The organism is Kitasatospora sp. NPDC091207, assembly GCF_044768625.1.
Lineage (GTDB): Bacteria > Actinomycetota > Actinomycetes > Streptomycetales > Streptomycetaceae > Kitasatospora.
The window spans coordinates 494847-512346 of sequence record NZ_JBIVVS010000001.1; the positions used below are offsets into that span (position 1 = coordinate 494847).

Consider the following 17500-nt stretch of genomic DNA (forward strand, 5'->3'; position numbering starts at 1 on the left):
CCGCACTCTTCGGAGAACGAGATGATCGACACCGATGTGATCGTCGTGGGCGCCGGGCCGGTCGGGCTGCTGCTCGCCGGGGAACTGCGGACCGGCGGAGCACGGGTGATCGTGCTGGAGCGGCTGGCCGAACCCACCACTGAGTCCCGGGCGTCGATCCTGCACGCCCGCACGATGGAGATCCTGCGGGACCGGGGCCTGGTGGAGCGGCTCGGGCCGCCACCGGACGCCGGGCCCGGGCACTTCGGCGGGATGCGGCTCGACCTGACGGCCGCCGGGCCGAGTCCGTACGCGGGACAGTGGAAGGCTCCGCAGACCCGCGTCGAGGCGGTGCTGCAGGAGTGGGCGACCGGCCTCGGCGCCGAGGTGCGGCGCGGCCACACGGTGACCGGGCTGGTACCGGCCGCGGACCGGGTCCACGTCGTCGCGCACTCGCCCCGGGGCACCCGGCTGCGACTGAGCTCCTCCTACGTCGTCGGCTGCGACGGTGAGGAGAGCGAGGTACGACGGCTCGCCGACTTCGAGTTCCGCGGGCCGGGCCCCACAAAGGCACTGCTGCGGGCGGACCTCGCAGGAATCGAGATCCCGGAACGGCGCTTCGAGCGGTACCCGAACGGCGTGGCCAACGCCCGCCGGGGTGCGGACGGCATCACCCGGATCATGGTGCACGAATTCGGCCACCCGCCGGAAAGCCGGCGGGATCCGGGCTTCCCCGAGGTCTGCCGGGCGTGGGCGCGGGTGACGGGCGAGGACATCGGCGGCGCCGAGCCGATCTGGCTCGACGCCTTCCACAACGCCCGTCGTCAGGTGACCCGTTACCGCAAGGGGCGCGTGTTCCTCGCGGGTGATGCCGCCCACGTCCAGTTGCCGGTCGGCGGCCAGGCGCTGAACCTCGGGCTGCAGGACGCCGCGGACCTCGGTCCCAAACTCGCGGCGCGGACGACGGGTCGGGGCGACGAGGAGTTGCTCGACACCTATCACACCGTGCGTCATCCGGTGGGCGCACGGGTGCTCGGAAACATCGAGGCACAGGCCCTGCTGCTGTTCGGGGGCCCCGAAACGGACGCGCTGCGCTCCGTGTTCGAGGAACTCCTCGCCCTCGGAACGGTCCGAAGCCACCTCGCCGCCGTGATCAGCGGGCTCGACGGTGGCCGGCCCGAGGCGCTGGCCACCGAGCCGGCCGGCGCCCGCCCCGACTCACCGGGACGACGACACACCACACACAGGAGGACGGACATGGGCCAGCTCACCGGAAAGACCGCACTCGTCACCGGGTCCAGCCGTGGCATCGGCCGGGCGACGGCCGTCCGGCTGGCGCGGGAGGGCGCGCTCGTCGCGGTGCACTGCTCACACAACCGGGAGGCCGCCGACGAGACGGTGGTCAGGATCGAGAAGGAGGGCGGCCGAGCCTTCGCGGTGTCGGCCGAACTGGGAGTCCCCGGCGACGTCCACGAGCTCTTCCTGGCCCTGGAGAAGGGGTTGAAGGAACGCACGGGCGGGACGACGCTCGACATCCTGGTGAACAATGCCGGCGTCATGGGTGGCATCGCCCCCGAGGAGGTCACGCCCGAACAGTTCGACCGGCTCTTCGCCGTCAACGCAAAGGCCCCGTTCTTCATCGTGCAGCGGGCCCTGGGGCTGATTCCCGACGGTGGACGCATCATCAACATCTCGTCCGGGCTCACCCGGGTCGCCAACCCGCAGGAAGTGGCGTACGCCATGACCAAGGGCGCCGTCGACCAGCTGACACTGCACTTCGCCAAGCACCTGGGCCCCCGCAACATCACCGTGAACAGTGTGGGGCCCGGCATCACGGACAACGGGACGCCCATCTTCGACAACCCCGAGGCGGTGGCGGCGATGGCGGGCTACTCGGTGTTCAACCGGGTCGGACAGACCCGGGACGTCGCCGACGTCGTGGCCTTCCTCGCCGGGGACGACTCCCGCTGGATCACGGGTTCCTACCTCGATGCCAGCGGTGGCACCCTGGTCGGCTGAGCCGGCCGATGACGACTCTCTCCTCCCACCCCGGCCCGCCCGCGCCCGCCTCCGACGGACGGCGCCACCGGGCGCTGCTGGCCGTGCTCGCCGGGAACATGCTGATCGACGCCCTGGAGGTCTCGGTCCTGCTGGTCGCGCTGCCGGCCATCGGCGACGACCTCGGTCGGAGTCCCTGGCAGACCCAGTGGGTGATGAGCGGCTTCGCCCTCGGGTTCGCGGCCATGCTCGTGCTGGGCCCGCGCCTCACCGCCCGCTGGGGGCGCCGAAAGGTCTATCTCGCCGCGCTGATCGTCCTCCTGGGCGCGTCGGTGGCGGGCGGACTCGCCGACAACGGCGGGCTGCTCGTCCTGGTCCGCGTGGTCAAGGGCATGTGTGCCGCGCTCACCGCCCCGACCGGACTCGCGATCATCAGTGCGACGTTCCGCGAGGGAGCCGACCAGCGCAGAGCGGTGTCGACGTACTCCCTCTTCGGCGCTGCCGGGTTCACGATCGGTCTGCTGTCGTCCGGAGCGCTCACCGGCCTGAGCTGGCGCTGGGACCTGGTGCTTCCCGCACCGGTCGCTCTGCTCCTGCTCGTCGCCGGGTGGCGGCTCGTCCCCGACGACCGCGGCCGGCTCCGCGAGGGTGCGGGTGCGCGGGTGCCCCTCGCCGCCCTGCTGGGCAACGGCCGGCTCGTCCGCGGCGCGGTGTGTGCGGCCACGCTCAACGGCACCTACCTCGGCCTGCTGCTGTTGGTCACCTACCAGCTGCACCGGGAGCACGGTTGGGACTCCTGGGCGACCGCTGTCGGCTTCCTTCCCGCGTGCGTGCCCCTGGCTGTCTCCTTGCCCTTCGCCGGGCGCATGATCGGACGATTCGGCACCGACCGGCTGATCGTGACCGGTGCGGTGACGTCGGGCCTCGGCTGCACGGCCTACGCGCTGCGGGGTGCGCCGGACTCCTACGTCCTCGGGATACTGCCGACCCTGCTGCTCATGGAGGCCGGCTTCGTGCTCTCCTTCGCGGCGCTGAACATGAGTGCCGTCAGCGGGGTGCCCGACGCACAGCGCGCACGGGCGGTACGGCTCTACCAGACGGCCGTTCAGCTCGGGGCGGTGCTGGTGCTGCCGGCGGTCGCTGTGCTGATCGGCCCGACGGAAGGCGGCGGCGGATACCGGGCGGCGGCGCTACTGCTCATGGCGGTCGGGGGCATCGGCGCGCTGGCGGCCCTGACGGGGGCGCGGTCGCGTCCGTCCCCGCGGCCCGGCCGCTGACCCGCCGGTCCCGGGTCTCCGCGCGCCGGCCCGGCCCGGGCGAACGGACCTGGACGGTTCGGCCGGTGCACCGGCCGGGACGAACAGCCCTGAACGAACTCACGAGAGAGGCCGACCAAGCGTGCGAATCGAGGAGATGAGCATCTCCGGTACCTTCCTGATCACGCCGGACCACCTGCCGGACGAGCGCGGCTCGTTCTACGAGTCCATGCGCTGCGACGAACTGGAGCGCGCGACGGGTGCCTCCTTCCAGCCGAAACAGATCAACTATTCGGTGTCGAAGCGCCACACGCTGCGAGGTGTCCATAGCGTGAGCATCCCGCCCGGGCAGGCGAAGTTCGTCACCTGCGTGCGGGGCGCGCTGCGCGACATCGTGGTGGACCTGCGCGTCGGATCCCCGACGTTCGGCCGGCACCAGGTGAACGAGATCGACGCCGATTCGGGCCGGTCCGTCTACGTCCCGGAGGGGGTCGGGCACGGATTCCTCGCGCTCACCGACGACGCCTGCATCTGCTACGTCGTCTCCAGCGCCTATGTGCCGGGCACCCAGATCGACATCAACCCGCTGGACACCCAACTCGACCTGCCCTGGAACTGTGCCCAGGAACCGCTCATCTCGGCCAAGGACGCGAAGGCGCCGAGTCTGGCACAGGCGCTGGCCGCAGGAATCCTTCCTCGATTCCAGGGGCGTTGACCCCGCGTTCACAGGAACGACGTACCCCCCACCTCCTGCCTGGAGTACTCGAAAGAGGCCGAGAGACCGTGAGAATTCTTTTCGTTGCCGCCGGCAGCCCGGCGACGGTGTTCGCCCTGGCCCCGCTGGCCACGGCCGCCCGCAACGCCGGGCACCAGGTCGTCATGGCCGGCACCGCGGACATGGGACCCGTCATCACCTCCGCGGGGCTGGCGGGGATCGCCACCACGGAGCTGCCGATCCGGCACTTCATCACCGCCGACCGGAACGGCGACCCCGAGGCGATTCCCACCGACGGCGCCGAGCAGGCCCTGTTCACCGGGCGGTGGTTCGCCCGCATGGCCGCCTCCTCGCTGCCCCGCATGCTGGAGTTCTGCCGAGGCTGGCGGCCCGATCTCATCGTCGGTGGCACCATGTGCTACGTCGCCCCGTTGCTCGCACTGCACCTGGGTGTGCCCCATGTGCGTCAGGCCTGGGACGCCGTCGACGCCGGCGGCATCCACCCCGGCGCCGATGCGGAACTCGGGCCGGAGCTGGCGGAGTTCGGTCTTCCAAAGCTCCCCGATCCGGACCTCTTCATCGACATCTGCCCGCCGAGTCTGCGCCCTGCGGACGGTGCGCCGCACCAGCCGATGCGCTACGTCCCGGCGAACAGCCAGCGGCCACTGGAGCGGTGGATGTACGAGCGCGGCGCGCGCCGCCGCATTCTCGTGACGTCCGGCAGCCGGGTCGCCAAGGAGAGTTACGACAAGAACTTCGACTTCCTGAGAGGGCTCGCCAAGGACGTCGCCCGGTGGGACGTCGAGCTGATCGTCGCCGCCCCGGACGGGGTGGCCGACTCCCTGCGCGCCGACCTGCCGGACGTCAGGGTCGGTTGGGTGCCGCTGGACGTCGTGGCCCCCACCTGCGATCTGCTCATCCATCACGCGGGTGGCGTGAGCACGTTGACCGGACTGAACGCCGGAGTGCCTCAACTGCTCATTCCCAAGGGTTCCGTTCTGGAAATACCGGCCCGCCGCATCGCCGCGTACGGGGCGGGCGTCACCCTACTGCCGGGCGAGGAGTCGCCCGAGGCGATCGCCGACGCCTGCCGGGAACTGCTGGAGAAGGACGAATACAGCCGCCGGGCGCGCGCGATCTCGTCGGAGATCTCCGGCATGCCGTTGCCCGCAGCGGTGGTCACCGTGCTCGAACAGCTGGCATGAACACCTGAACCGAGAGGACCTCCCAATGAAGGCTCTGGTACTCGCAGGCGGATCCGGTACCCGTCTGCGACCTTTCAGCTATTCGATGCCCAAACAGCTCATCCCCATCGCCAACGAGCCCGTCCTCGCCTATGTGCTGCGCGCCGTCCGGGAGCTCGGGGTGACCGAGGTGGGCCTCATCGTCGGCACCCGCCGGCCCGAGATCGAAGCCGCACTCGGTGACGGATCCCGTTACGGCGTGCGCCTGACCTACCTTCCTCAGGACGCGCCACGTGGGTTGGCCCACACGGTGTCCATCGCCCGGGACTTCCTCGCCGACGACGACTTCGTCATGTACCTCGGCGACAACATGCTGCCCGACGGTGTGGTCGACATCGCGCGGGAGTTCACCGCACGCCGGCCGGCCGCCCAGGTCGTCGTGCAGAAGGTGGCGGACCCCCGCTCGTTCGGTGTCGCCGAACTGGGCCCCGACGGTGAGGTGCTGCGGCTCGTGGAGAAGCCGCGTGAGCCGCACAGCGACATGGCCCTGATCGGTGTCTACTTCTTCACTGCGGCGATCCACGAGGCGGTGGACGCCATCAGGCCCAGCGCCCGCGGCGAGCTGGAGATCACCGACGCCATCCAGTGGCTGGTCTCCTCCGGTGCCGAGGTCCGCGCCAGCCAGTACGACGGGTACTGGAAGGACACCGGGAACGTCGAGGACGTCCTGGCGTGCAACCGGCACCTGCTCGACGGTCTGAGCTCGCGCGTCGACGGCGAGGTCGACCAGGAGAGCGTCCTGGTGGGCGAGGTCAGGATCGAGCGAGGCGCCCGCGTGGTGCGCTCCCGGGTCGAAGGGCCGGTGATCATCGGCTCCGACACGATCGTGGTGGACAGCCAGATCGGCCCGTACACCTCCATCGGGCGCGGCTGCGTGGTGACGGACAGCCGGCTGGAGGAGTCCATAGCCCTGGACGAGGCGTCGATCACCGGCGTCCGCGGCCTGCGCGGATCCCTCATCGGACGGGCCGCCACCGTCGGCATCAGCGACCAGGGCACGGACCACTTCCGCCTGGTGGTCGGCGACCACGCCCGAGTGGAGGTCGCGGCATGAGGATCCTGGTCACCGGGGCGGCCGGCTTCATCGGCTCGCACTTCGTCCGAAGCCTGCTGGCCGGCCACTACGCCGGCTGGGAGGAGGCGCGGGTCACCGCATTGGACAAGCTGACCTACGCGGGCAACCGCGCCAACCTGCCGGCGTCGCACCCGCGCCTGCGGTTCGTCCGGGGCGACATCTGCGACCGCGCCCTGCTTCGCGAGCTCGTACCCGGCCACGACGCCGTCGTCCACTTCGCGGCCGAGTCCCACGTGGACCGTTCCCTGGAGGGCGCGGGCGAGTTCTTCCGCACCAACGTCCTCGGAACCCAGACCCTGCTCGACGCCGTGCTGGAAGGAGGCGTCGAGCGGGTGGTGCACGTCTCCACGGACGAGGTGTACGGCTCGATCGGGGAGGGCTCCTGGACCGAGGACTGGCCGATGCAGCCCAACTCGCCCTACGCCGCGTCCAAGGCCGGTTCGGACCTCGTCGCCCGGGCCTACTGGCGCACGCACGGATTGGACCTGTCCATCACGCGCTGCTCCAACAACTACGGTCCGTACCAGCACCCCGAGAAGGTCATCCCGCTGTTCGTCACCAACCTGCTCGAAGGGCATCGGGTCCCGTTGTACGGCGACGGCCGCAACGTCCGCGAGTGGCTGCACGTGGACGACCACTGTCGGGGCATCCACCTGGTGCTCACCCGGGGGCGGGCCGGTGAGATCTACAACATCGGCGGCGGCAACGAGTACACGAACCTCGCCCTCACCGAGAAGCTGCTCGAACTGACCGGCGCGGGCCGGGACATGGTCCGCCGGGTCGCCGACCGCAAGGCGCACGACCTGCGGTACTCCATCGACGACTCCAAGATCCGTGAGCAACTCGGCTACGCGCCCCGGACCGGCTTCGAGCAGGGACTGGCGGAGACCGTCGCCTGGTACCGCGACAACCCGGCCTGGTGGAAGGTCACCAAGTACGGAGCGGACCGTGCGGGGAACTGACGTCGGGGCGAGGAGCGGTCCGTCGGTCGTCGTCCTGGGAGGTACCGGCTTTCTGGGCCGGCACCTCGGGGAGGCGTTCGCGGCACTGGGCTCCCAGGTGCACCGGGTGGCACGCGGTGGCCCGGACCGGCCGCCGGGGGACGCCGGGATCGTCCGGCTCGATCTGCTCACCGCCGCGCCGCAGGAGATCGCCGAGTTCCTCGGCTCGGTGCGCGCCGAGGTGATCGTCAACGCCGCCGGCCGGGCCTGGCAGGCCGACGAGGCCGAGATGACCGCCGGCAATGCCGTGCTGGTCGAGCGGCTCGTCGACGTGATCTCCCTGCTGCCCGGGCCGTCGGTCCGGCTGGTGCAGCTCGGCAGCGTCCACGAATACGGGGCCGGGGCGTCGGACGCCGGAACCACCGAGGAGCACGAGCCGGCTCCGGTCACCGCCTACGGCCGTACCAAGCTCCTCGGCACGCGTGAGGTCCTGCACGCCGCTGAGCACCGCGGCATCGACGGGGTCGTGCTCCGGCTCGCCAACGTGATCGGGGCCGGGGCCCCGGCGGGCAGCCTCTTCGGGCGGGTGGCCGCACACCTGGCCGAGGCCGCACGTGCCGACGCCCGCGGGGAAAAGGCCGCCGCGCTGCGACTGCCCCCGCTCCGGGCCGCCCGCGACGTGGTGGACGCGGGCGACGTCGCCGCGGCGGTGGTGGCCGCGGCCACCGCGCCCGGAGCACGGGTCACCGGCCGTGTGATCAATGTGGGGCGGGGGCAGGCCGTCCCGATGCGTCGGCTGATCGACCGGATGGTGGCGCTCAGCGGGCTGGAGGTTCCGGTGACCGAGGACGACGCGGTCGGGACGTCACGCACCGATGTGGACCGCCAGCGGCTGGACATCTCGCGCGCCCGCGAACTCCTGGGCTGGCGGCCGCGGCGAAGCCTGGACGCTTCGCTGCGCGAGCTTCTCGCGGCCGGACTTCCTCCGCACGACACACCTTCAGGCACGCACACCGACATGCCGGTCAACGAAAGGGAACGACCATGAGCGACCGCAAGGAACTGGTCCTCGACGAGGTCCGCCGGTATCACCGGGAGGCCTCCGTCCCACGGGAGTTCGTTCCCGGGACCACGGAGATCTGGCCGTCCGGCGCGGTACTGGAGGAAGCCGACCGGGTGGCCCTGGTGGAGGCCGCGCTGGACCTGCGCATCGCCGCCGGGACCAGCTCCCGGAAGTTCGAATCGGCCTTCGCCCGCAGGCTCAAGCGCCGCAAGGCCCACCTGACGAACTCAGGCTCCTCGGCGAACCTCCTGGCCGTGTCCGCCCTCACCTCGCATGTCCTGGGGGAGCGCCGACTGCGGCCGGGCGACGAGGTGATCACGGTGGCGGCGGGCTTCCCCACCACCGTCAACCCGATCCTGCAGAACGGCCTCGTCCCGGTGTTCGTGGACGTGGACCTGCGTACCTACAACACCACCGCCGACAGGGTGGCGCAGGCGATCGGCCCCAAGACGCGGGCCATCATCATCGCGCACGCCCTCGGCAACCCCTTCGAGGTCGCCGAGATCGCACAACTCGCGGTGGACCACGAGCTGTTCCTCATCGAGGACAACTGCGATGCGGTGGGAGCCACCTACGACGGCCGACTCACCGGTAGCTTCGGCGACATGGCCACGGTGAGCTTCTACCCGGCCCACCACCTCACGATGGGCGAGGGTGGCTGCGTCCTCACCTCGGACCTCGGGCTGGCCCGGATCGTGGAGTCGCTGCGGGACTGGGGCCGGGACTGCTGGTGCGAGCCCGGTGAGAACGACAGGTGCCTCAAGCGCTTCAAGTACCAGATGGGCACCCTGCCCGCCGGATACGACCACAAGTACATCTTCTCGCACGTCGGGTACAACCTGAAGGCGACCGACATCCAGGCGGCCCTCGGCCTGACCCAGCTCGCCAAACTGGATGACTTCATCGAGGCACGGCGGCGCAACTGGCGCAGGCTGCGCGAGGGCCTGGACGGAGTGCCCGGACTGCTGCTCCCGGAGGCGACCCCGCGTTCCGAGCCCAGCTGGTTCGGCTTCGCGATCACCGTCACCCCCGACGCCCGGTTCAGCCGAGCGGAACTGGGCGACTTCCTGGAGGGCCGGAAGATCGGCACCCGCCGGCTGTTCGCCGGCAACCTGACCCGGCACCCGGCCTACGTGGACCAGCCGCACCGCGTCGTGGGTGACCTCACCAACAGCGACATCATCACGGAGCAGACCTTCTGGATCGGCGTCTACCCGGCGCTCACCGACGAGATGATCGATTACATGACCTCGTCGATCAAGGAGTTCGTGGCGGCGCGCGGCTGAGGCGCCGCTCTTCCTTCCAGAGATCAGGACGACACATGGACATTGTGGGAAACGGGTTCCTGGCACGGAACCTGCGTCCGCTGACCGACAGGCACCACGACGTCGTCGCCCTCGCGGCCGGCGTCTCCTGGGCGAGCGGCACCTCGGAGGCCGACTTCGCCCGGGAGACGGCACTGCTGCGGGACACGGCCGAGAAGTGCGCGGCGGACGGGCGGAAGCTGCTGTTCTTCTCGACCGCCGCCACGGGCATGTACGGGCTCGCCGAGGGTCCCGGCCGCGAGGACGACCCGGTGACGCCGTGCACTCCGTACGGCGCGCACAAGCTGGCACTGGAGGAACTGCTCCGCGACTCCGGTGCCGACCATCTGATTCTGCGGCTCGGCCATCTCGTCGGACCCGACCAGCCGGATCACCAGCTCCTGCCGACGCTGGTGCGGCAGTTGCGCGAGGGCGCGGTGCGAGTGCACCGAGCGGCCGCCCGCGACCTCATCGACGTCAGGGACGTGGTGGCCGTCATCGACCGGCTGCTCGCCCTCGACCTGCGGGCCGAGACGGTCAACGTGGCGTCGGGATCGGCCATGCCCGTGACGGACATCGTCGACCGCCTGCGCAGCGGCCTCGGCCTGGAAGCCGTCTACCAGTTCCAGGACGCGGGGGGCCAGCACGTCATCTCCGTCGAGAAGCTGCGCGCCCTCGTGCCGTACGTCGACAGCCTGAACTTCGGGGCCGACTACCACCGGCGGATACTCGCCGACTTCACCCGAACCTTCGTGTCCGGCCACGGCGGTCCGGTGCACGGGACCAAGGGAGTCATCTGATGTTGTCTCCGTCTCTTCCCCGCCCGCTCCAGCCGCGCGCCAACGAGGTGCTGCCGGCCCGCCTCGCGCTGTCCGCGGCCGCCGCTGCCGAAGGCATCCAACTGCTCACCCGGGACTTCGCCCCGTGGCTGGCCGAGCGCGGCCGGGCCAACGAGTTCCGGGTGGACCGGATACCGTTCGCCGACCTGGACGGCTGGTCGTTCGACGAGGAGTCCGGCAATCTCGCGCACCGCAGCGGCCGGTTCTTCAGCGTCGAGGGGCTGCACGTCACGGAGGAGGGCCAGCCCTACGGGGACGGTCCGTACGCCGACTGGCACCAGCCCATCATCAAACAGCCCGAAGTGGGCATCCTGGGCATCCTCGTCAAGGAGTTCGACGGCGTGCCGCACTTCCTCATGCAGGCGAAGATGGAGCCGGGCAACCCGAACCTGCTGCAGTTGTCGCCCACGGTGCAGGCCACCCGCAGCAACTACACCAAGGTTCACCGGGGAGCCGACGTGAAGTACATCGAGTACTTCGTCGGCCCGCGCCGCGGCCGCGTCATCGCCGATGTCCTGCAGTCCGAACACGGATCGTGGTTCTACCGGAAGTCCAATCGCAACATGGTCGTGGAGGCGACCGGGGACGTGCCGTTGCGCGAGGACTTCTGCTGGCTCACGCTCGGCCAGATCAATGAGCTGCTCCACCGGGACAACCTGGTCAACATGGATTCGCGCACCGTGCTGTCCTGCCTGCCCCACCCGGACGCCGGCGCGGGCGCGCTGCTCAGCGACGTCCAGCTGCGTTCCTGGGTCACCGGCGAGCGGGCCCGGCACGATGTGCGGGTCGAGCGCGTCCCGCTCGCCGGCATCCCCCGCTGGAAGCACGGCGAGAGCACGATCGAGCACGAGGACGGCCGCTACTTCAAGGTGGTGGCCGTGTCCGTACGGGCGGGGAACCGCGAAGTCACGGGCTGGACCCAGCCGCTCTTCGAACCGGTGGGACTGGGCGTCACCGCCTTCCTCACCCGCGAGTTCGAAGGAGTGCCCCATGTTCTGGTGCACGCCCGGGTCGAGGGCGGGTTCGTCGACACCATCGAACTCGGCCCCACCGTCCAGTACACCCCGGACAACTACGCCCACCTCGGGGAGCAGGGCCGGCCGCTCTTCCTCGACACGGTGCTGCGGGCGCGCGGGGACCGCGTTCGCTACGAGGCCGTGCACTCGGAAGAGGGTGGACGCTTCCTCAACGCCGAGAGCCGCTACCTGATCGTGGAGGCGGACGAGGCCGACGCACCACAGGATCCGCCGCCCGGGTACGCCTGGGTCACCCCGGCGCAGCTCACTTCCCTGGTCCAGCACGGCCACTACGTCAACGTGCAGGGCCGTACCCTGCTGGCCTGCCTCAACGCCACGGCGGTGAAGGGCGCATGAGCGACCGCGTGCGGATCGGGGTGATCGGTTGCGCGGGAATCGCCGTGCGCCGGATGCTTCCGGCCTTCGCCGCCGATCCCGGCGTCGAGATCGTCGCGATCGCCAGCCGCACCCGGGAGAAGGCGGAGCGGGTCGTGGAGCGCTTCGGCGGCCGAGCGGTGCAGGGCTACGCCGCGCTGTTGGAACTCGACGAGGTGGACGCCGTCTATGTGCCGCTGCCCGCTTCGCTGCACGCCGAATGGGTCGAGGCGGCTCTCGGTGCCGGTAAGCACGTGTTGGCGGAGAAGCCCTTGGCGGCGGATGCCACACGAACCGGGCAACTCCTCGCGCTGGCCGGGGAGCTCGGGCTGGCACTGATGGAGAACGTCATGTTCGTTCACCATCCGCAGCACGAGGCGGTCCGGCGGCTGGTGGCCGACGGGGCGATCGGAGAACTCCGGGCGTTGCACGCGGCGTTCACCGTCCCGGCGCTGGCAGAAACCGACATCCGGTACCGGGCCGAACTCGGCGGGGGTGCGCTGGCGGACGTCGGTGTCTATCCGCTCCGTGCCGCCCTGCACTTTCTCGGACCCGGGTTGGAGGTCGTCGGAGCCCGGCTCGCGCGGGGGCACGGCCGCGGCGTCGAGACGTCGGGCGCCGCGCTGCTGAGCACGGCGGAGGGCATCGTCGCGCAGCTCACCTTCGGCATGGAGCACGCCTACCTGGCCAGGTACGAGCTGTGGGGCAGCGAGGGCCGCGTCACGGTGGACCGTGCCTTCACACCGCCGGCGGACTTCGTACCGGCGGTCGGGCTGGACCGCGGTGGGGCTCGCGAGGAGATCCGGCTGGATCCCCACGACCAGGTGGCAGCGCTGGTGACCGCCTTCGTCGCCGCCGTGCGCGCCGGAGCGGCTCCGCACGAGGAGACACTGCGGCAGGCCCGGTTGCTGGACGACGTACGCCGCCTGGCCGCATGAGCGCTTCGTGGGCGTCGAGCACCACCGGAACGAACTGACGCACTCTGGCCGCGCGGCCCGAGCGCGGCCCCGTGGCCGAGGTCATCGACCGGGCCCGGACCCGCCGGGCCCGGACCCGCCGGGCCCGGACCCGCCGGGCCCGGACCCGCCGGGCCCGGACCCGCCGGGTCCGGGCCCGGTCGCCGGCCGTGCCGCCCGGGAACCGGGCGCGGACCCGCCGAACCGCGGGCGCGGCAGCCTGTCGCGAGACCACGGCCGAGCCGTGCCCTGACGCCGTGCCCTGACGCCGGGGCCGACTCCGCCGGGCCCGGCTCCGCGCGCGTATGAACGTGGTGCGCTTCCTGGCGGAGGCCCCGCGACCACCATCGTCACCGATCCTTGGAGCAGACAGATGCGTGTCCTGATGATGTCGACCCCGGTGCCCACGCACTTCACCCCGCTGGTCTCGCTGGCATGGGCCTTGCGGGCCGCGGGGCACGAGGTGATGGTCGCCTCCCAGCCCGATGCGATGGGGGCGATCGCGTCGGCCGGACTCAACGCCGTGAGCATCGGCGACTGGTACCACGTCAACGACATCCTGATCGCCGGGCTGCCCGAGGGGAAACGCCCGTTGGAGGTCCGTCCCCGCCCGGTGCCGGAGGTGGTGAGCGGGTACGGGCACCTGTGGATGACGCACGCGCGCTACATGGTCGGGCAGTATCTCGACTTCGCCCGGTCCTTCCGTCCGGATCTGATCGTGTCCGATCCGCTGGAGTACAGCTCGCTGCTGGTCGGGGGAGTGCTCGGAGTGCCGGTGGTCCAGCAGCGCTGGGGCGTCGACATGATCTCGGGCCCGGCCCGCCGGGAGGTGCGGCCGAAGTTCGGGCCGCTGTGCGAGCGCCTGGGGCTGCCCGAGCTGCCCGATCCGACCCTCCTGCTCGACCCGTGCCCGCCGTCGTTGCAGGCACCGGACGCCGACCCGGGACGGCCGATGCGGTTCGTTCCGTTCAACGGTAACGGAGCGCTGCCCTCCTGGCTGCAGGCGTCGCCGGCCACGGACCGCCCCCGCGTGGTTGTCAGCCTGGGCAGCCAGACCCTTGCCCTGAGCGGTGTGCCGCTGATGCGGGGCATCCTGCGGGCGTTCGAGGCCTTCCCGGGCGTGGAGGCGGTGGCCACCGTGGACGAGGCCTTCCGGGCGGAGATCGGCCCGGTGGCGCCGAACGTGCGCATGGTGGACCCGGTTCCCCTCCACCTGTTGCTCGATGGCTGCGCGGCCGTCGTGCACCATGGCGGCGCGGGCACCACGATGACCGCCTGCGCCTTCGGGTCGCCGCAGTTGGTGCTTCCCCAGGTGGCCGACCAGTTCGCGCACGGCGACCGGGTGACCGCGACCGGGGCCGGCATCGCGTTCGACGATGCGGAGAGCCAGAACGACCCCGGCCTGCTGGCCGTGGAACTGAGCCGGCTGCTGAGCGAGCCGGACTTCACCAAGGCCACCCGGGTACTGGCCGACGAGATCCGGGAGATGCCCACCCCCGCCGAGGTCGTCACCGACCTCACCCGCCTCGTCCGCTACCCGGATGCTCCCTCGCGCCGCTGAGCGCCGGGCACTCCGTGGCCCCTGTCCTCCCGTGGACGTGCGAAGTCTCAAGTTTCGCTTCGACGTACGACAAGTTGACGTCAACCGTGTGATCGCGAGCCCCGCCGACTGCTTGGCTGCAACCGCTCCGGGCCCTCCAGGCACCACACGGCGCTAACTTCAGAAAAGGCAGGTGCAACATGATTTCCCGACGCAGACTCCTGGTCTCGGCGGCCGCGGTGGCGGGTGTCACCTCGGGTTTCTCCCTCTCGGCCGAGTCCGTGGCCCGAGCGGCGCGGAACGTCGCTCCCGAGCTGATCGTCAGACCGGGTGATGCCCGATACGCGGAGCTGTCCGGCCGGGGGCACAACACCCGCTTCCTGGCCGCGCCGGACGAGATCTGGCTGGTTCACAGCGCCGCCCAGGTGGAGAAGGCGGTGAACCAGGCGACCGCGAGGAATCAGCGCATCACCGTGCGCAGCGGCGGCCACTGCTTCGAGGGCCTGGTGGACGACCCGCAGTTCCGTCTCCTGGTCGACACGTCGGAGATGAAGGGCATCACCTTCGACTCGACGATGAACGCGTTCGCGGTCGAGGCCGGCGCGACACTCGGTGAGGTCTACAAGGCCCTCTACGAGGGCTGGGGCGTCACCGTTCCCGGCGGTGTCTGCCCCGAGGTCGGTGTCTCCGGCCACGTCTCCGGTGGCGGGTACGGCCCGCTGTCACGCCGGTTCGGACTCTCGGTGGACCACCTGTACGCGGTCGAGGTCGTCGTGGCGGACTGCGGCGGCAGGGCGCGTACGGTGATCGCCACGCGGAACGCCGGCGACCCGAACCGGGGTCTCTGGTGGGCCCACACCGGCGGCGGCGGTGGCCAGTTCGGGATCGTGACGCGGTTCTGGTTCCGTACGCCGGGTGCCGTGGGCGCCCCCACGGCGCTGCTTCCCAAGCCGCCCCAGCGGATGCGCAAGACCCTCGTGTCCTGGCCGTGGGCGCAACTGACCGAGGCGAACTTCACCCGTCTCGTCCTCAACCACGGCGCCTGGCACGCCGCGAACAGCGCGCCGGGATCCGCGTACTCGGTGATGCACAGCTCACTGCAGCTCAACACCCTGAACGTGGGGTCGGTCAAGATGGAGATCCGGATCGACGCCACGCTGCCCAACGCCTCGCAGCTCCAGGACGATTACATCCGTGCTCTCTCGGTCGGCGTCGGGGTGGATCCGACGATCACCGTCCAGGAGGGGACATGGCTGGCGATAGCCCTGGAGCCCACCCCGTCCTACGGCCCCTTCACCCGGAACAAGTCCATGGGCGGACACCTGCGCAAACCACTGACCGCCGGCCAGATCGACGCGGTGTACCGCTCGCTGACCGATCCGAACCGCACCGGCTTCGGTCTCGTGTACCTGGCGGCCTACGGATGCGCGATCAACTCGGTGGGGTCGGCCGACACGGCGGTGGCCCAGCGGGACTCCGTCTTCAAGCTCTGGTACTCCAACAACTGGGCGGATCCGGCGCAGGATGCGAACGAGGTCGAGTGGATCCGGACGCTGCGGAAGGCGGTCCACGCCTCGACCGGGGGTTTCCCCGTTCCCAACGACCAGCAGGGCGGCGGCTACATCAACTACCCGGACGTGGACATGCGCGATCCCGGGCAGAACACCTTCGGCGTCCCCTGGTACACGATCCTCTACAACGACAACTACCCCCGGTTGCAGCGGGTGAAGAGCACCTACGACCCCGGGAACGTCTTCCGGCACGCCCTGTCCATCACGCCGTCCTGACGGCCGCCCGGTCGGCACGCGTGCGTGCCTGCGCGCGTGCCGACCGGGCGAGTGCGCCAGTTCGCGGGCCGTGCGGCGTGCACGGCTGAAGATCGGAGATTCTGATGCGTGTCCTCTTCACCGTCATGCCGGCCGCCGCCCACCTGCAGCCCGTGGTTCCGCTGGCCTGGGCGTTGCAGAGCGCCGGCCACGACGTGTGCGTCGCCAGCCACCCGAACATGGCCGATCTCATCACCGCCGCGGGTCTCACCGCGGTGTCGGTGGGCCAGGTGGACGACCTGGGTGCCCTCATGCGGGGCGCGGCCGACGACCAGGTGCTCGAATCGATCACCGCCTCGTTGCGGGCGGACCCCGAAGACCTGAACATCCGAAACGCCTTCCGCTACTACCAGTTGGCCGCCTTCTCGCTGTACTACCCGACCCGCCCGCGCGACCACGGCTACCGGCCGATGGTCGACGACCTGATCACGTTCGCCCGCGCCTGGCGGCCGGACCTGGTGCTGTGGGATCCGCTGAGCTTCCCCGGGCCCATCGCCGCGCGCGCCTGCGGAGCCGCGCACGGCCGCCTCCAGTACGGGCTGGACTACACCGCCTGGGCCAGGCAGCGGCTCGCCGAGCTGAACTCCGCCTCCGACGGGCCGGCGGTCGAGGACTTGATGGCGCTGGCCATGCTCCCCGAACTCGAACGTTTGGGCGAGGAGTTCGACGAAGAACTGGTGCAGGGGCAGTGGACGGTCGATCTCGTCCCGCCCGGGATGCGACTGCCGCTCGATCTGTCGTACGTACCCATGCGCCGCGTGTCGTACGACGGCGCGCATGTCTTCCCGACGTGGCTGCGGCGGCGACCGGATCGGCCCCGGGTGTGCCTCACCCTCGGCCTCAGTACCAGGAAGTTCCTGGCGGCCGACAGCGCGGCACTCGTGGGGGACCTGCTGGAGATGGCGGCGCAGACTGATGCCGATTTCGTCGCCACCCTGAACGCGACGCAGCTGGAGTCGGTCAGCAGCGTCCCCGCCAACGTGTCAGCGCTCGACTACGTGCCCCTGAGCCTGCTGCTGCCCACGTGCTCGGCGATCGTGCACCACGGGGGTGGCGGCACCTTCGCGAGCGCCGTCGCGCACCGTGTCCCGCAGATGGTCCCCGCGCCCGGCGAGGGCGGCGACCGACTCGCCTTCGCCAGGTACGTCCACGAGCGCGGAGCCGGCCTGATGCTCGGGCGCGAGGAGGTCACGGTGGAGACGCTGCACCGGCAGATGGCACTTCTGTTGCACGATCCCACCTTCCGGCAGGGAACCGACCGACTTCACGCCGACATGGTGGCCATGCCGACACCGAAGGAAGTCGTGCCCGTGCTGGAACGGCTCACCGCCGATCACCGAAGCTGACGGCTACTGTCCCGGAAGGCCAGGCAC

Annotated in this window: 14 protein-coding genes; all 14 read left to right on the plus strand. The window is 70.7% G+C overall.

Annotated elements, in window-relative coordinates; genetic code table 11:
• The first annotated feature begins 21 nt into the window (after positions 1–21).
• Complete coding sequence (locus ACIQTO_RS02195) at positions 22–1998, plus strand: SDR family oxidoreductase (RefSeq protein ID WP_402381656.1); 1977 nt, start codon at positions 22–24, stop codon at positions 1996–1998.
• Between the two features lie 8 nt (positions 1999–2006).
• Entirely contained in the window at positions 2007–3254 is a 1248-nt protein-coding gene (locus ACIQTO_RS02200; protein ID WP_402381659.1) for an MFS transporter, read from the plus strand.
• Positions 3255–3375: 121 nt separating this feature from the next.
• Positions 3376–3948 carry a dTDP-4-dehydrorhamnose 3,5-epimerase family protein gene (locus ACIQTO_RS02205; RefSeq protein ID WP_402381662.1) on the plus strand — a complete coding sequence of 191 codons (573 nt, stop codon included), beginning with the start codon at positions 3376–3378 and terminating at the stop codon, positions 3946–3948.
• A 107-nt stretch (positions 3949–4055) separates the two neighbouring features.
• Entirely contained in the window at positions 4056–5153 is a 1098-nt protein-coding gene (locus tag ACIQTO_RS02210; protein ID WP_402382717.1) for a nucleotide disphospho-sugar-binding domain-containing protein, read from the plus strand.
• A 25-nt stretch (positions 5154–5178) separates the two neighbouring features.
• Complete coding sequence (locus tag ACIQTO_RS02215; RefSeq protein ID WP_402381665.1) at positions 5179–6246, plus strand: glucose-1-phosphate thymidylyltransferase; 1068 nt, start codon at positions 5179–5181, stop codon at positions 6244–6246.
• A complete protein-coding gene (gene rfbB, locus ACIQTO_RS02220; RefSeq protein WP_402381668.1) occupies positions 6243–7229 on the plus strand; it encodes a dTDP-glucose 4,6-dehydratase in 987 nt (328 codons plus the stop codon). Before ACIQTO_RS02215 ends, rfbB begins: the two co-directional genes overlap by 4 nt.
• The gene (locus tag ACIQTO_RS02225) at positions 7216–8256 is read left to right on the plus strand and encodes an NAD-dependent epimerase/dehydratase family protein (protein WP_402381670.1); all 1041 of its coding nucleotides are present in this window, start codon (positions 7216–7218) and stop codon (positions 8254–8256) included. Before rfbB ends, ACIQTO_RS02225 begins: the two co-directional genes overlap by 14 nt.
• On the plus strand, positions 8253–9557 hold the full coding sequence (gene rfbH / locus ACIQTO_RS02230; RefSeq protein ID WP_402381672.1) for a lipopolysaccharide biosynthesis protein RfbH: 1305 nt from the start codon (positions 8253–8255) through the stop codon (positions 9555–9557). The genes ACIQTO_RS02225 and rfbH overlap by 4 nt, the downstream gene beginning before the upstream one ends.
• A 35-nt stretch (positions 9558–9592) precedes the next feature.
• Positions 9593–10375 carry an NAD-dependent epimerase/dehydratase family protein gene (locus ACIQTO_RS02235; RefSeq protein WP_402381675.1) on the plus strand — a complete coding sequence of 261 codons (783 nt, stop codon included), beginning with the start codon at positions 9593–9595 and terminating at the stop codon, positions 10373–10375.
• Positions 10375–11787, plus strand: a complete 1413-nt coding sequence (locus tag ACIQTO_RS02240) for an NDP-hexose 2,3-dehydratase family protein (RefSeq protein ID WP_402381678.1) — start codon at positions 10375–10377, stop codon at positions 11785–11787. The genes ACIQTO_RS02235 and ACIQTO_RS02240 overlap by 1 nt, the downstream gene beginning before the upstream one ends.
• The gene (locus ACIQTO_RS02245; protein ID WP_402381681.1) at positions 11784–12743 is read left to right on the plus strand and encodes a Gfo/Idh/MocA family protein; all 960 of its coding nucleotides are present in this window, start codon (positions 11784–11786) and stop codon (positions 12741–12743) included. The genes ACIQTO_RS02240 and ACIQTO_RS02245 overlap by 4 nt, the downstream gene beginning before the upstream one ends.
• Positions 12744–13134: 391 nt before the next feature.
• Positions 13135–14322 (plus strand): nucleotide disphospho-sugar-binding domain-containing protein, encoded by a 1188-nt coding sequence (locus ACIQTO_RS02250; RefSeq protein ID WP_402381683.1) that lies wholly within the window; start codon positions 13135–13137, stop codon positions 14320–14322.
• A gap of 179 nt (positions 14323–14501) precedes the next feature.
• Positions 14502–16088: an FAD-binding oxidoreductase gene (locus ACIQTO_RS02255; protein WP_402381686.1), complete on the plus strand. Its 1587-nt coding sequence runs from the start codon at positions 14502–14504 to the stop codon at positions 16086–16088.
• A 104-nt stretch (positions 16089–16192) separates the two neighbouring features.
• Positions 16193–17473, plus strand: a complete 1281-nt coding sequence (locus ACIQTO_RS02260) for an activator-dependent family glycosyltransferase (RefSeq protein WP_402381689.1) — start codon at positions 16193–16195, stop codon at positions 17471–17473.
• The last annotated feature ends 27 nt before the right edge of the window (positions 17474–17500 follow it).